The 14,969-nt window shown below is 66.4% G+C and carries 15 protein-coding genes; 9 read left to right on the plus strand and 6 right to left on the minus strand.

Annotated elements, in window-relative coordinates; genetic code table 11:
* Positions 1-183: 183 nt before the first annotated feature.
* From BM388_RS08895 to argC, 5 genes are all read right to left on the minus strand, one after another.
* The gene (locus tag BM388_RS08895; RefSeq protein ID WP_089849261.1) at positions 184-957 is read right to left on the minus strand and encodes an amino acid ABC transporter ATP-binding protein; all 774 of its coding nucleotides are present in this window, start codon (positions 955-957) and stop codon (positions 184-186) included.
* A 12-nt stretch (positions 958-969) separates the two neighbouring features.
* Positions 970-1,641, minus strand: a complete 672-nt coding sequence (locus tag BM388_RS08900) for an amino acid ABC transporter permease (RefSeq protein ID WP_089849263.1) — start codon at positions 1,639-1,641, stop codon at positions 970-972.
* 110 nt (positions 1,642-1,751) lie between these two features.
* Positions 1,752-2,519: a transporter substrate-binding domain-containing protein gene (locus BM388_RS08905; RefSeq protein WP_089849265.1), complete on the minus strand. Its 768-nt coding sequence runs from the start codon at positions 2,517-2,519 to the stop codon at positions 1,752-1,754.
* A 115-nt stretch (positions 2,520-2,634) separates the two neighbouring features.
* Positions 2,635-2,988, minus strand: coding sequence for an iron-sulfur cluster insertion protein ErpA (erpA, locus tag BM388_RS08910; protein ID WP_089849267.1), 354 nt, complete (start codon positions 2,986-2,988; stop codon positions 2,635-2,637).
* A 216-nt stretch (positions 2,989-3,204) separates the two neighbouring features.
* A complete protein-coding gene (gene argC / locus BM388_RS08915; protein WP_089849269.1) occupies positions 3,205-4,239 on the minus strand; it encodes an N-acetyl-gamma-glutamyl-phosphate reductase in 1,035 nt (344 codons plus the stop codon).
* A 128-nt stretch (positions 4,240-4,367) separates the two neighbouring features.
* Here argC and BM388_RS08920 point away from each other — a divergent pair, with 128 nt between their 5' ends.
* From BM388_RS08920 to BM388_RS08940, 5 genes are all read left to right on the plus strand, one after another.
* Positions 4,368-6,128 (plus strand): chloride channel protein, encoded by a 1,761-nt coding sequence (locus BM388_RS08920; protein ID WP_089849270.1) that lies wholly within the window; start codon positions 4,368-4,370, stop codon positions 6,126-6,128.
* Positions 6,129-6,145: 17 nt separating this feature from the next.
* Positions 6,146-6,577, plus strand: a complete 432-nt coding sequence (hemJ, locus tag BM388_RS08925; protein ID WP_089849272.1) for a protoporphyrinogen oxidase HemJ — start codon at positions 6,146-6,148, stop codon at positions 6,575-6,577.
* On the plus strand, positions 6,577-7,434 hold the full coding sequence (thiD, locus tag BM388_RS08930) for a bifunctional hydroxymethylpyrimidine kinase/phosphomethylpyrimidine kinase (RefSeq protein ID WP_245781504.1): 858 nt from the start codon (positions 6,577-6,579) through the stop codon (positions 7,432-7,434). Before hemJ ends, thiD begins: the two co-directional genes overlap by 1 nt.
* Before the next feature lie 175 nt (positions 7,435-7,609).
* The gene (gene hemL / locus BM388_RS08935; RefSeq protein WP_089849274.1) at positions 7,610-8,899 is read left to right on the plus strand and encodes a glutamate-1-semialdehyde 2,1-aminomutase; all 1,290 of its coding nucleotides are present in this window, start codon (positions 7,610-7,612) and stop codon (positions 8,897-8,899) included.
* A 27-nt stretch (positions 8,900-8,926) separates the two neighbouring features.
* Entirely contained in the window at positions 8,927-10,174 is a 1,248-nt protein-coding gene (locus BM388_RS08940) for a P-loop nucleotide/nucleoside kinase family protein (protein ID WP_089849276.1), read from the plus strand.
* 67 nt (positions 10,175-10,241) lie between these two features.
* Here the strand turns inward: BM388_RS08940 and BM388_RS08945 are convergent, their stop codons facing one another.
* Complete coding sequence (locus BM388_RS08945; RefSeq protein WP_089849278.1) at positions 10,242-10,943, minus strand: LuxR C-terminal-related transcriptional regulator; 702 nt, start codon at positions 10,941-10,943, stop codon at positions 10,242-10,244.
* A 405-nt stretch (positions 10,944-11,348) separates the two neighbouring features.
* Here BM388_RS08945 and rdgB point away from each other — a divergent pair, with 405 nt between their 5' ends.
* The 4 genes from rdgB to BM388_RS08965 all read left to right on the plus strand — a co-directional run bounded on the left by rdgB (position 11,349) and on the right by BM388_RS08965 (position 14,801).
* Entirely contained in the window at positions 11,349-11,960 is a 612-nt protein-coding gene (rdgB, locus tag BM388_RS08950; protein ID WP_089849280.1) for an RdgB/HAM1 family non-canonical purine NTP pyrophosphatase, read from the plus strand.
* Positions 11,957-13,150 carry a radical SAM family heme chaperone HemW gene (hemW, locus tag BM388_RS08955; protein ID WP_089849282.1) on the plus strand — a complete coding sequence of 398 codons (1,194 nt, stop codon included), beginning with the start codon at positions 11,957-11,959 and terminating at the stop codon, positions 13,148-13,150. The genes rdgB and hemW overlap by 4 nt, the downstream gene beginning before the upstream one ends.
* A gap of 48 nt (positions 13,151-13,198) precedes the next feature.
* A complete protein-coding gene (locus BM388_RS08960; protein WP_390882392.1) occupies positions 13,199-13,867 on the plus strand; it encodes a YiaD family glycine zipper/OmpA-like lipoprotein in 669 nt (222 codons plus the stop codon).
* A gap of 85 nt (positions 13,868-13,952) precedes the next feature.
* On the plus strand, positions 13,953-14,801 hold the full coding sequence (locus BM388_RS08965) for a 23S rRNA (adenine(2030)-N(6))-methyltransferase RlmJ (RefSeq protein ID WP_089849286.1): 849 nt from the start codon (positions 13,953-13,955) through the stop codon (positions 14,799-14,801).
* The last annotated feature ends 168 nt before the right edge of the window (positions 14,802-14,969 follow it).

A 14,969-nucleotide genomic window follows, 5' to 3' on the forward strand; every position in this document is an offset into this window, starting at 1 on the left:
CCTGTGAGGTCGCCATACCCGCGTATGACGGGGCCTGCAGACGGGCAGAGGCGGGTATCAAATTTTTTCTATCCACAGGCAAAAAAAGGCCCTGTCGATAACGACAGGGCCTTGTCTGAAGGGCTTCAGAAGAGCTTTCAAAGTGCCTAAGAGTGGCTCACGAGGTGAGCGGAGTAGGCGAGATCAGTGCTTGAGGACGCGCGAGAGGAAGCTCTGAGTGCGCTCGTTCTGCGGCGAATCGAAGACCTCTTCGGGTGGCCCCTCCTCGGTAATCTCGCCCTTGTGAATGAAAATCACCCGGTCGGCGACCTCGCGGGCGAAGCCCATCTCGTGGGTCACGATCAGCATGGTCATGCCTTCCCGAGCGAGCTCGCGCATGGCGTCCAGGACCTCGCCGATCATCTCTGGATCGAGCGCCGAGGTGGGCTCATCGAACAGCATCAGGCGCGGCTCCATGGCCAGCGCACGGGCCAGGGCCACGCGCTGCTGCTGGCCGCCGGAGAGCTGGCCGGGATGCTTGGCAGCCTGGTCGCTGATGCCTACCCGCTCGAGCAGGCGCTCGGCGGTCTCGGTGGCATCCTCGCGGCTCCAGCCGCGCACCTTCATCGGCGCCAGGGTCACGTTGTCCATCACGCTCAGATGGGGGAAGAGGTTGAACTGCTGAAAGACCATGCCGACTTCGGTGCGGATCTTCTGCAGCGCCTGGGTGGCCTTGCCATGGGGCACCAGCGGGCTGCCATCGACCTCCAGATAGCCCTGCTGGAACTCCTCGAGGCCGTTGATGCAACGGATCAGCGTCGACTTGCCCGAGCCGCTGGCGCCGATGATCACCACCACCTCGCCGGGGGAGACCGACAGGTCGATATCCTTCAGCACGTGAAGGCTGCCGAAATGCTTGTTGACCTTGTCCATGCGCACGATGGGATCGCTGCCGGACGTGGACTTCTGGTGTGTCATGTCGCGCGTTCCTTATTGTCCGACCAGGCCTCTGCGCTCGAGCTGGCGGAGCACGAGCGAGAGGGTCAGGGTGATCGCCAGGTAGAGCAGGGCGACCATCAGGTAGACCTCGAGGGCATTGAAGGTGGTGGCGATGTAGACCTGGCCCTGGCGGACCAGCTCGCCGACCCCGATCACCGAGAACAGCGAGGTGTCCTTGATGCTGATGATGCCCTGGTTACCGAGCGACGGGATCATGCGCCGAAAGGCCTGGGGCCAGATGATGTAGCGGAAGGTCTGGCGGCGTGACAGGCCCAGTGACAGGCCGGCCTCGCGCTGGCCGCGCTCGATGGACTGCACGCCGCCGCGCACGATCTCCGAGATATAGGCGCCGGAGTTGACGGCAATGGCGGCGATACCGGCCACCAGGGCGTTGATCGGACTTCCGAGCAGCTGTGGCAGGCCGTAAAAGATGAACAGCACCTGCACCAGCACCGGGGTGCCGCGGAAGATCTCGATATAGGCCACGGCCGGGATCTTCAGCCAGGCGAGGCGGCTGATGCGCAGCAGGCCGAACAGGATGCCGATCAGAAAGCCGATGGCCAGGCCGCCGAAAGAAATCAGCAGGGTATAGGGGATACCCTCGAGCAGGAAGGGAATGGAGGCAAAGGCCGCCTGCCAGTCGAATTGGAAGGTGACGTCCACAAGGTTTCTCCGTCAAGACGCGTGGGATGACGACAGGGGAAGGTAACGGAGGCGCAACGCAGCGGGGCCGGGCCACATGACCCGACCCCGCAGGCGGAAGTCGCCGGTCGTTACTCGTCGCTGACGCTACCGAACCACTTGGCGTGGATCTCGTCGTAGGTGCCGTCTTCCTTCATCTCGGCCAGGGCCTCGTTGACGGGCTCGACCCATTCGCTGCCCTCGACGAAGACGATGCCGTACTGCTGGCCCTCGTAGAGGTCACCCACGACCTTCACGCGCCCCTCACCCTTGGTCTGGGAGAAGTAGCCGACGTTGGGCGCATCGTAGAAGACCGCATCGACGCTGCCGCCGAGCAGGGCCATGTACATGTCGCTGCTGCCCGGGTAGGGGGTGATGTCGGCGCCGTCGCCGAGGTTTTCCTGGAGGAAGTCGTAGCTGGTGGAGCCGACCTTGGTACCGATCTTCTTGCCGTTCAGGTCGTCGAGTTCCGAGACGCTGTCGTCGTTGGCACCGACCAGGATGCGCAGGCCGCTGTCATAGTAGGGATCGGAGAAGTCGACGATCTCCGCGCGCTCATCGGTGATGGTGATGCCGGCGATGGCGATGTCGACGTTGCCGGTCTGCACGGCGGGAATGATGCCGTTGAAGTCCATCGTGCGCAGGTTGTACTCGAAGCCGGCCCGCTCGGCCAGTTCGCTGATGATGTCCATGTCGAAGCCGACCATCTCGCCGGATTCCTGATCCATCATCTCGAAGGGCACGAAGCTTGGGTCGGTGACGACCTCGAGCATGTGTTCGTCGGCGTTGGCCAGCGTGGCACCACCCAGTCCGATGGCGATGCTGGCGGCCAGTGTGGCTCTCTTCAGTTGCGGTTTCATGGCATTCCCCGTGGAAGGATTTCTTATTCATTCGCGCCTTCAACGATGGCGAGTTCCCGGAGAAGCGTCAAGTGACGGGCAAGGCGGCCTTTGGCCGCTGAGCCAACGTTGTCGTTCAGACCATGAAGGAGGCGCCGCACCCGCAGGTGGTGGTGGCGTTGGGGTTCTGGACGAGGAAGCGAGCGCCGGCGAGGCCCTCCTCGTAGTCGACGGTGGAGCCAACCAGGTACTGGTAGGAGAGCGGGTCGACCACCAGCGACACGGCGCCGAACTCGACGAGGGTGTCATCCTCGGCGGTCTCATCGGCGAAGTCGAAGCCGTACTGGAAGCCTGAACAGCCGCCGCCGGTGACGTAGACGCGAAGCTTGAGCCGGGGGTTGCCCTGTTCCTCGATCAGCGCCGCGAGTCGAGACCGGGCACCGTCGGAGAGCATCAAGGGGGTGGGAACGAAGGATTCGGCACCGCTCATGGGTGACCTCCCCTGGATCGATGAATGACGTGACAGCTGGCGATTATCCCCATTCCCCATCAAAAGGGTCAACTTTTACCGGGGCCAAGGCGAGGTATTCCGGCGACACGTCTCCACCAGGGCGCTGTGAATACTTCCCTGTACGCTACTTTTTCCTTCCCTGGAAAAAGACCCTGGTTACGACGTGTCCCCGTTCTCGTCCATGAGGGATGATTGTCAGGGCATGATCGCCGGGGCGTCGAGGCCGGCGGTCTCGTCGAGGTCGAACATCAAGTTCAGGTTGTGCACGGCCTGGCCCGAGGCGCCCTTGACCAGGTTATCGATCACCGCGAGCACCACCACGGTGTCGCCGTCGCCGGGGCGGTGCACCGCCAGCCGGCAGACGTTGGCGCCCTTGACGCTGCGCGTCTCGGGATGGCTGCCGGCGGGCATCACGTCGACGAAGGGCTCGTCGGCGAAGCGGCGCTCGAAGAGCGCCTGAAGATCGCCCGGTTCGCCGGTAAGGCGCCCGTAGAGGGTGGCGTGGATGCCGCGGATCATCGGCGTCAGGTGCGGCACGAAGGTCAGGCCCACCGGGCCGCCGGCGGCATCGCCGAGCCCCTGGCGGATTTCCGGCAGGTGGCGGTGACCCGAGGCGCCATAGGCCTTCATGGACTCGCTGGCCTCGGCCAGCAGCGAGGGCACCTTGGCGCCGCGCCCGGCCCCGGTGACGCCGGACTTGCAGTCGGCGATCACGTGTTCGACATCGATCAGGCCGGCCTCCAGCAGCGGCAGCAGGCCGAGCTGCACGGCGGTGGGATAGCAGCCGGGCACCGCGATCAGCCGGGCCTCGCGGATGCGCTCGCGACGCACCTCCGGCAGGCCGTAGATGGCCTCGCCGAGCAGCGCAGGCGCCCCGTGGGCCTGACCGTACCAGTGCGCCCACTCGTCGGCATCGCGCAGCCGGAAGTCGGCCGACAGGTCGATGACCCGGGTGCCGCGCTCGAGCAGCTCGCCCGCCAGGGCGTGAGCCACGCCGTGGGGGGTGGCGAAGAATACGGCATCGCAGCGTCCCAGCCGCTCGGCATCGGGCAGGCTGAAGACCAGCTCGTCGTAGTGGCCACGCAGGTTGGGGTACAGCTCGCTGACGGCCATGCCCGCTTCGGAGCGCGAGGTGATGGCATCCACCTCCACGTTCGGATGACGAGCCAGCAGCCTGAGCAGTTCGACGCCGGTGTATCCGGTGCCGCCGACGATTCCGACCTTGATCACGATGGACTCCTGGGAACGGGGCTGGGATAGGAAGCGCTGAGACCTCCGCGTCTGGATATGATACACAAGAGGGCAGGGTCCACCCAGACGGGGGATCCTCGATGCCGAGGCCGAACAGGAACGTCGCCGTGCCGCGCTTCTCGCTACCCGACTTCAGCCTGGATGGCTTCCGTCGCCAGCTCGCCAATGTGGATGCCCTGCCCCAGCTATGCGTGCTGGGCGTGGTCTCGGGGCTGATCACCGGGGGGCTGATGGTGGCGTTCCGGCTGCTGCTTACCCTCGGCGCGATGGCCTTCATGCCCGACGGCAACCCCGAAGCCTTCGAGCAGCTCCCGCCCTGGGGGCGCGCCCTGCTGCCGCTGCTGGCGGTGACCCTGATCGGCCTGTGGCTGTGGCGTCAGCCGGTGGCTAACCGCAAGATCGGCGTAGCCCACGTGATCGAGCGCCTGACCTACCACCAGGGTCGCTTCCCGCTGCGCAACTGGATCACCCAGTGGTGGGTCGGGCTGATCTCGGTGCTCGGCGGGCTCTCTGCCGGGCGCGAGGGGCCGGCCATCCACCTGGGGGCCGCGGCCGTCAGCGGCCTCGGCCAGCGGCTCAAGCTGCCCCACAACAGCCTGCGGGTGCTGGTCGCCTGCGGCACCGCGGCGGGCATCTCGGCATCCTTCCATACTCCCATCGCCGGGGTCATCTTCGCCATGGAAGTGGTGATGATGGAGTACACCATCGTCGGTTTCATGCCGGTGATCCTGGCCTCGACCATGGGCGCGGTGGTGGCGCAGTTGGTCTTCGGCACCGAGCGCGCCTTCCAGTCCTCCGACGTGGCGCTGGGCTCGCTGGTCAATCTGCCGTGGCTGGTGGTCTGCGCGCTGATCATCGGGCTGCTGGCGGGGCTCTTCGTGCGGGTGGCGCGCGCCGGACGCCGCCTTGAGCGCCTGCCCTGGGGCGTGCGCTGCGCGCTGGTCGGAGTCTTGGTGGGCGGCGTGGCCTGGTGGTATCCCCAGGTGCAGGGCATGGGCTACGACACCCTGGCCCTGACCCTCTCGGGTAGCCTGCCGCTGGACGTGCTGCTGGCGGTGGCCGTCGGCAAGCTGCTGCTCACCGCCGGTGCCGTGGCCTGTGGTATCCCCGTCAGCATCATCGGGCCGGTGCTGGTGGTCGGGGCCGCGGCCGGTACGCTGCTGGGTCTGCTCGGCGCCCAGCTGATGCCGAGCCTGGCCGCCGGCCCCGAGATCTACGGCATGCTCGGTATGGCCGCCATGATGGGGGCGGTGCTGCAGGCCCCGCTGGCCGCGCTCATGGCGCTGCTCGAGCTGACCAGCAACCCCAACATCATCCTGCCGGGGATGCTGGCGGTGGTGGTGGCGGGACTGACCTCCCGCCAGCTGTGTCGCTGCGACGGCTTCTTCATCAGCGTCACCCGACACGGCATGCACCCGCTGCAGCAGCCGCTGATGCAGGCGCTATCCCGGGTGTCGGTGCCGGCGGTCATGGAGCGCAGCCTGGTGCGCAGCCCGCGGATGGTGACCCGCGACCAGGCTCGGGCCCTGCTCGAGGCCAATCCCGTCTGGGTGCTGATCGAGCGCTCTTCCGCCGACAAGCCGCTGCTGGCGCTCAAGGCCGCCGACCTGGCGCGCTGGCTGCTCGAGCATCAGGAGGACAACGCCGCCGCCGGCGCGCTGCTGGATCTGGTCGAGATCCCCGGTCAGCGTCTGGAAATGGCGCCGATCCATCTGCAGGCAACCCTCACCGAGGCCTTCGACCGGCTCAACGACAAGGCGGTCGATGCCCTCTACGTGGAGCACGGCCATCGGCCGAAGAACAAGCGGATTTCCGGTATCATCACCCGTGACGCCATCGAGCGACACTATCGTTTTTCCGATTCATAAACGGCTGAGGAGTCGTCATGTACCTGTGGATGAAGGCCCTGCACCTGGTGGCCATGGTGACCTGGTTCGCTGCCCTCTTTTATCTCCCGCGCCTCTACGTCTATCACGCTCAGGCGCGTGACCGCGGCGAGCAGCAGGCGATCGACCACTTCCTCGTCATGGAGCGCAAGCTCTATCGCGGCATCATGACGCCGTCGATGATCGCCGTGCTGCTCTTCGGCGGCGCCATGCTGGCGCTCAATCCCGCCTGGCTTTCCCAGGGATGGCTCCATGCCAAGCTCGCGCTGGTGGTGCTACTGGTGGCCTATCACCATGTCTGCCTGATCTACTTGAAGCAGTTCGCCGCGGCGCGCTGCACGCGCGGCCACGTCTTCTTCCGCTGGTTCAACGAGCTGCCGGTGATCGCCCTGCTGTTGATCATCTTCCTGGCCGTGATGAAGCCCTTCTGATGGCCGATAACACGGAACTGATGCCCCACCTGCCGACCGTGCTGGTGCTGGCGGGTCACGACCCCACCGGCGGCGCCGGCCTGATCGCCGACAGCGAGGCGGTCGCCGCTTGCGGCGGCTGGGCCCTGACCCTGCCCACGGCGCTGACGGTGCAGAACTGCCGCGATGTCAGCGCGGTGCGCCCCGTCGGCGCCGATGATCTGCGCGCCATGGCGGCGGCCCTCGACGACTTCGAGATCGCCGCCATCAAGATCGGCGTGATCCCCGACGTGGCCGTGCTGGATGCCGTGGTGGACATCGTGCGGCGGCGTCCGGGCGTGCCGGTGGTAATGGACCCGGTGCTCAGTGCCGGTGGCGGCAGCAAGTTGTCCACAATCGAGCTGATCGATGTCGTCCGCCACCATCTGCTGCCGCTTGTGGATATCCTGACGCCCAACCGGGGCGAGCTGGCTCGGCTGGCCGACCCCGATAGCGGTGATGATATCGAGCGGGCGGTGGAACTGATGTCGCTGGGCTGCCAGGCGCTGCTGGTCACCGGTACCGACGATCCCGAGGGGCGGGTACCGGTCGATCGCGTGGAGCACACCCTGCACGCCACGGACACCAGCCGCCAGTGGACCTGGCCGCGCCTGGCCGGTGTCTATCACGGCTCCGGCTGCACCCTGGCGAGCGCCCTGGCGGCGCGTCTGGCCGTGGGCGAGTCGCTGGTTGCCGCCTGCGAACAGGCCCAGGCCTTCACCTGGCAGGCGCTGGCCCACGGCTGGCAGCCCGGCAAGGATCAGCGCCTGCCGCGTCGCCTCTGGGAGCTGCCGGCGCTGCCCGCCTGTCTGGCCCCCGGGGCAACGGGCGGACGCTGAGCCGGGATGGGCTGGTCATCGCCCTGCCGGCAGATGAGAATAGGGACAAACTCGGGCCGTGCCGGCCGCGCTTCGTTTGGCGACATTCACCGGCTTTTCCCGCCCGCTACAGGGTTATCCAGAGAACTATCCACAGCCTGCCGACGGGCAGGCCGCAACAGGGCAAGAGGTTGACATGACCACATCCGCAAAGCTCTTCGAACAGGCCTGCCGGCACATCCCCGGCGGGGTTAACTCGCCGGTGCGCGCCTTCAAGGGCATGGATCGTCCCCCGGTATTCATGGAACGTGCCAAGGGCGCCTATCTGTTCGATGTGGAAGGCAAGCGCTACGTCGACTACGTCGGCTCCTGGGGGCCGATGATCACCGGACACGCCGACCCCGAGGTGCTGGGCGCGGTGCGCGAGCGCCTCGATGCGGGCCTCTCCTTCGGTACCCCCACGGCCGTCGAAACCACCATGGCCGACCTGATCTGCGAGATGATCCCCTCCATCGAGATGGTGCGCATGGTCAACTCCGGCACCGAGGCCACCATGTCGGCGGTACGCCTGGCGCGCGGCTTCACCGGGCGCGACAAGATCGTCAAGTTCGAGGGCAACTACCACGGCCATACCGACTCGCTGCTGGTCAAGGCGGGTTCCGGCGCCCTCACCCACGGCGAGCCCAGCTCCCCTGGGGTGCCGGCCTCCCTGGCCGAACATACCGTGACGCTCTCCTTCAATGACCCCGAGGCCGTGGAGCAGTGCTTCGAGGAGATCGGCAGCGAGGTGGCCTGCATTATCGTTGAGCCGGTGGCCGGCAACATGAACTGCATTCCGCCCCAGCCGGGATTCCTGGAGACCCTGCGCCAGGTCTGCGACCGGTTCGGCAGCCTGCTGATTTTCGATGAGGTGATGACCGGTTTCCGGGTCGCCATGGGCGGGGCCCAGGCGCACTACGACGTGAAGCCCGACCTGACCTGCCTGGGCAAGATCGTCGGCGGCGGCATGCCGGTGGGGGCCTTCGGTGGGCGTCGCGAGATCATGGAGGTCATTTCGCCGCTGGGGCCGGTCTATCAGGCGGGCACCCTCTCTGGCAATCCGCTGGCCATGTCGGCGGGCATCGCCCTGCTGAACAAGCTGCAGGCGCCTGGCTTCCACGATGCCCTGGCACAGCGGGTCGAAACGCTCTGTCATGGTCTCGAGGAGCGCGCCGCGGCGGCGGGCATCGACATGATCACCCAGCGCGCCGGTGGCATGTTCGGTCTCTTCTTCACCGGTCAGAGTCGAGTCGACAACTTCGCTCAGGCCACCGCCTGCGACGGAGACGCCTTCCGTCGCTTCTTCACCGCGATGCTCGACGAGGGAGTCTACCTGGCACCCTCGGCCTTCGAGGCCGGTTTCATGTCCAGCGCCCATGCCCCGGAGGACATCCAGCTGACCCTGGATGCGGCTGAGCGCGCGTTTGCGACGATGCAGCGTCGCTGATTCCCTTTACCGATCGGGAGACCCGAGATGGGCCAGAAAGATGCGCAACACGAGGTGGCGTGCGATGACGCCCTGCCGCTGGAGGCACTGATCGATCGACTGGTGGCCTTCCACCGTCGCAAAAGCGTGGGGGCCCTTGCTGACGATGCTGGCCTGGTCGCCTTCCAGCAGCGCATCGAGGGCGAGGTGACGGCCCTCGAGCCGCTGCTGATCGGCGAGGAGGATCGCCATCGCCTCGCCTCGCTTCGCGAGTGGCTCGATCAGGACGTGCAGCGCCTGGCCTCGGTCTTCCTCGAGCGCCGGGATCGATTGCTGGCGGCCAGCTGGGCGGTCGAGCATCCCGAGAGTCGGCTGTGCGATGAGGGCCGAGTGCTGCTCGCCAACGCCATCGGCCGCGACCTGCTGGGACCCGGCGCCGATGGGATCCTCGATCCCGGTAACGACCTGGCCGCGCTGCTGGTGGGGCTGGAGGCGCGCGGCGAGACCGCCCTGGCGCGCCAGGCGCTGGATCGCTACTTGCGCCTGTCCGGCGACTACGGCATGGCCCGGCTGCTCTCGGTGTTTCGCGTCGTCGAGGCCCTCGCCGGTGCGCGTCGAGCCCTGGAGCGTCGGCGCACGGCGGGGGAGGACGCCGAGCGTCCGGCGCTGCTGGCCGAGACCATGCGGGCCTGCCACGAGTATCTGACTCTGGCCGAGTCCTATGCCGAGTTCCGCTTCCCGCCGCTGGTGATCGGCATCGGCGTCTCCGGCAGCGGCAAGAGTCGCTTCACGCGCACTCTGGTCTCACGGTTAGGCGCCGTACGGGTCTGCTCCGACGTGGAACGGCGTCGCGTCCACGGCCTCGATCCACAGGATCTGTTAACGCCACCGGCTGTGGATATCTTTAGTCGAGAGGCCACCGCACAGACTTATCACCGCATGGCCGAGTGCGCCGGCATGCTGCTAGAGGCAGGTTTCCCGGCCTGTGTCGACGGCACCTTCCTGAAGCGTGACCAGCGCGATCTGCTGCGCCAGGAGGCCGAGGCCCGAGGCCTGCCGGTGCTGCTGGTCAGCTTCGAGGCCGATGAGGCGACCCTGCGTCGTCGCATCGAGAAGCGGGCCGGGCGCCAGGGCGTCGCGCCTCAGGAGAGCCTGGCGATACTGGAGGCTCAGCAGGCCGGCTTCGAGGCGATCGGCGACGAGGAGCGCCTGCACCTGCTGCGCCTGGACACCACCGCCGACAATGCCGCCGAGACCCTGGCCGGGCTCATCCAGGAGCATGTACGCCTGACGTGAAGGAGTGGGGCAAGACCTGTGCTCCCCCCTGGCCTTGGCCGAGCACCGGAGACCCCGTCCGGGTTGCTCAGGAGGGGGGCGGGATGATCGATGCCGGGTTGTCCCGCTGGCGTCGTCCCACCAGTGGCGGCGGGGCGCCGAGGTTCTGGCGCGCCCAGTTCACCGCCTGCAGGCGATTGTGCACCTTGATCTTGCGAAAGATGTTGTAGAGGTGTGACTTGACGGTGTGCTCGCTGACGAAGAGCTGATCGGCGATCTCGATGTTCGAGGCGCCCGTGCCGAGCATGGCGATGATCTCAAGCTCTCGGTGCGTCAGGCCGCAGACCGGCCGATAGGAGTTGAGCTGCTGGCGACGGAAGAACTGGATCATCCGGGTCATCAGCGAGCGAGACATCCACAGGTTGCCTTCCAGGAGGATGGTCAGCCCCTTGCAGATCATCTCCAGCGCATCGCTACGATAGAAGACGCCTTGCAGGTTCATGGCCGAGAGGATCTCGACGGCATGTTCCTCGTCACGCAGGTTGAAGGCGGCCAGTGACATGTCATCGGCCTCGGCGGCCCTGACGTGCCACTGCTGCATGGTGGCCTCATCGATATGATCCGCATCGAGCAGCACTACCGTCGGTGAGGCCTCCATGCCCTTCCACTCCGCGGTGGGGGCGACGACCGAGACCTGACAGTCGAGCTGCTGGTGCAGGTAGTCGATGAAGAGTTGCGATTGAGGGTTGTTGGCGGTGACCAGCAACACCAGGCGTTGCTCTTGCTCCATGATCCCGACCCCTGCGCAAGTGCGATGACGTTTCTGGTGAGGCCATCAGATAAAGGTGGTATGCCCTGTCATACTGGGAGTAAGTCTTGGTCAGAATGTAAGTTTTAGTTACTAACTTTTAGCTATATTTATATGCCTTTTTTTCACGTCTTTGCAGCCAGTCGAGCTTGTTCTTGATAATAAGCGTATTTTTACTCTTTTGAGGGTTCGATAACCCCAGCGCTCGGGGCGACCTTCAAGGAAATTCATCCCCTCGCTCGTCGTTTCCAAGCGAATAGCTCATTCGTAATAATGAGAAAAGTCGTCACTTGGCATTTCATGCATTCGGCGCATGATGCGTGCGTTTCCCTGGGGCGAGGCGGGCTCGTAGAATGGGGGCTTACCTGACGTCATGGAGAATCGATCATGAGTCCAGCCCTGCTGGTCCTGGCCAGCGGTAACGCCGGCAAGCTGCGCGAGTTTCACCAGTTGCTCGCACCGCTGGGCCTCGAGGTGCACGCCCAGGCCGATTACGGGGTGGCCGACGTCGAGGAGACCGGCCTGACCTTCGTCGAGAACGCTCTGCTCAAGGCCCGGGAAGCCAGCCGTCTCAGCGGGCTGCCGGCGTTGGCCGATGACTCGGGCCTGGAGGTGGATGCCCTGGCGGGGGCGCCCGGTATCTATTCGGCTCGCTATGCCGGCGAGCCCAAGAGCGATACCCGCAACAATGCCAGGCTGCTCGAGGCCCTTGCCGAAGTGCCGGAGGGTCGCCGCCGCGCGCGCTACTGGTGCGTACTGGTGCTGCTGCGTCACGCCGAGGATCCCGTGCCGTTGATCGTGCAGCGTAGCTGGGAGGGCGAGATCCTTCAGGCGCCCCGCGGCGAGGGCGGCTTCGGCTACGATCCGCTGTTCTGGCTACCCGACCAGCAGGCCAGCGCCGCCGAACTCGATGCCGAGCAGAAGAACCGCCTCAGCCATCGAGGGCGGGCCCTCCAGGCACTGGTGGCCGCCATGGCGCCGGAGCCGGCGCGCTCATGAGTGAGTCGCGCTCGATTACGACCGGCCTGCCACCGCTGTCGCTCTATTTGCATGTGCCCTGGTGCGTGCGCAAGTGCCCCTACTGCGACTTCAACTCCCACGGTGTCGGGCGGGGAGCCGAGCTCCCCGAGGCGGCCTACCTGGAGGCGTTGATCGCCGATCTCGAGGCCGACCTGCCGCTCGCCGCGGGGCGCGAGCTGGTCAGCATCTTCATCGGCGGCGGCACCCCGAGCCTGATGTCGGCCGGCTTCTACGAGCGGCTGCTGCAGGCCGTGGCGGATCGCCTGCCGCTTGCTCGGGACATCGAGATTACCCTGGAGGCCAATCCCGGCACCCTGGAGCGGGGGCGTTTCGCCGGCTACCGGGCAGCGGGCATCAACCGGCTATCGCTGGGAGTGCAAAGCTTCCAGGATGCTCAGCTGTCGGCACTCGGTCGCATCCATGGCGGCGACGATGCCGTGGCGGCCTTCGACGAGGCGCGCCGGGCCGGCTTCGGCAACCTCAACCTCGACCTGATGCACGGGCTGCCCGGCCAGACTCCGGCGCTGGCGCTGGCGGATCTGGAGCGGGCCCTGGCGCTCGAGCCGGAGCATCTCTCCTGGTACCAGCTGACCCTGGAGCCCAATACCGAATTTCACTCCTTCCCGCCGGTCTTGCCGGAGGAGGAGGTGCTGTGGGACATCCAGGATGCCGGGCACGAGCGCCTCGAGTCCGCCGGCCTCGCGCGCTATGAGATATCCGCCTATGCGCGTCCCGGCCGGGCGTCGCGTCATAACCTGCACTACTGGCAATTCGGCGACTACCTGGGCATCGGGGCCGGCGCCCACGGCAAGCTCAGCATGCCGGGCCCCGCGGGGCTTGAGATAGAGCGTCGTTGGAAGTCCCGGCGGCCCGAGGACTACCTGCGCCGCGCCAATGACCCCCGCGGCTTCGTGGCCGGCCGTGACCTCATCGACGAGCGGGAACTGCCCCTCGAGTTCGCCATGAATGCCCTGCGCCTGGTGGAGGGCGTGCCGCTCTCGACCTGGCAGGCCCACACGGGGCGCAGCGACTCGGTTCTGCTCGCCAGGCTCTCGGCGGCGCGGGAAAAAGGACTTCTCGTGGAAGATGCCGACAGGGTTGGGGCCTCGGCCCAGGGTCTATTATTCTTGAACGAACTGCTGGCCATGATGGACGATGTCGGCCAGTGAAGGATGACCCCTGATTACCAAGGAGGAGAGGACACGATGAGAAGAGTAATGCGATGGATGGCCCCCCTGGCCGCTTCGGCGCTGCTGGTGGGCTGCACCACCACCGATCCCTATAGCGGTCAGACCCAGCGCAGCCAGACCGGCACCGGTGCTGCCATCGGCGCGGCCATCGGCGCGGCGGCCGGTGCCCTCAGCGGCGACGGCAGCACCAGTCGGCGCGACCGGGCCCTGATCGGTGCCGCCGTGGGTGCGGCCGCCGGTGGCGGTATCGGTGCCTACATGGACAAGCAGGAAGAGCAGCTGCGGCAGAGCACCCAGGGCACCGGCATCGGGGTCGATCGTCGCGGCGACGACATCGTGCTCAACATGCCGAGTGAGGTGACCTTCGCCTTCGACTCCAGCGACCTGACCCCCAATGCGCGCAATGCCCTCAATGATGTGGCCCGCGTGCTCCAGCAGTACCCGGACACCCGGGTCAACATCGCCGGCCATACCGACAGCACCGGCGATGCCGGCTATAACCAGCGGCTCTCCGAGCGTCGAGCCAGCGCGGTGGGCAACTACCTGGCCCAGTCCGGCGTGACCCGCAACCGCCTGTACACGACTGGCTATGGCGAGAACCAGCCCGTCGCCAGCAACGACTCCGAGCAGGGGCGCGCCCAGAACCGCCGGGTGGAGATCACCCTGACGCCGATCCAGGAGCGCTTCCAGCAGTAATCAGCGACGCCTGGCACCATGCACCCTCGGGCCCGCCACTGCTGAAGTGGCGGGCCCTTCTGTCTCTAACCCACGGATCCCTTCCATGCTCTCCTATCAGCATGCCTACCATGCCGGCAATTTCGCCGACGTTCACAAGCATCTGACGCTCTTTGCCGTCATCGATCACTTGTTACGTAAGAGATCATCTGTTACGTACATGGATACTCATGCCGGTCGTGGCCTCTATCCCCTGGCGGCCGAGGAGACGGCGAAGCTTCAGGAGTATCGTGAGGGCGTTGCCAGGCTATGGCAGGCCCGTGAGCGCCTCGGCGATGACCTGCTGCTCGGCGACTGGCTCACCGCCCTGGGCCGCATGCAGTCGCGCGCGGGCGGACTCGATCACTATCCCGGCTCACCCTGGTGGCTGTCTCAGCGCCTGCGCGAGCAGGACCGGCTGATGCTCTTCGAGCTCCACCCCGGCGAGCACGGCCATCTGGCCCAACAGGCGCTGCCGGATAACGTGCAGCGCATCCATGGCGATGGTCTCCAGGGACTGGTGAAGCGCCTGCCGGTGCCCTCGCCACGACTCTGCGTGCTGGTCGACCCCAGCTACGAGCGCAAGGAAGAATACGCCGAGGTGGCCGAGGCGGTGTGCCAGGCCATGCGCAAGGCGCGCCATGCGGTGGTGCTGGTGTGGTATCCGCTGCTGCCGGCGGGACGCCATCGTGAGCTGCTGGAGGGGTTGCGCGACGGCGGGGTACGCAAGATCTGGCGCAGCGAACTGCACCTCCGTGAGCCGCAGCAGGGCGAACGCGGCATGATCGGCAGCGGCATGCTGGTGATCAATGCGCCCTGGGGGCTCGATGAACGCCTGGAGGCCGCGGTGGCGAAGATTCTGCCGCTGCTGGGCGAGACCAGTCGCCATCGCGGCGACTGGTGGGTGGGGGAGTAGCAGGGCAATTGCAGTTGGGTCTAGCGAGGGACGCCGGGGACAGGTCGAAGAGGGGGTCCTACGCCAGGGATGGCGTCGGTAGCGCCCAGGGAGGGGTTCACAGCGCCCCCTCGCAGACCTGTCGACGGATCAGTCCCAAGCCACAACGCTAACTGCAATAGCCCAGGG

The sequence above is a fragment of the Halomonas saccharevitans genome (assembly GCF_900116405.1).
Taxonomy (GTDB): Bacteria; Pseudomonadota; Gammaproteobacteria; order Pseudomonadales; family Halomonadaceae; genus Halomonas; species Halomonas saccharevitans.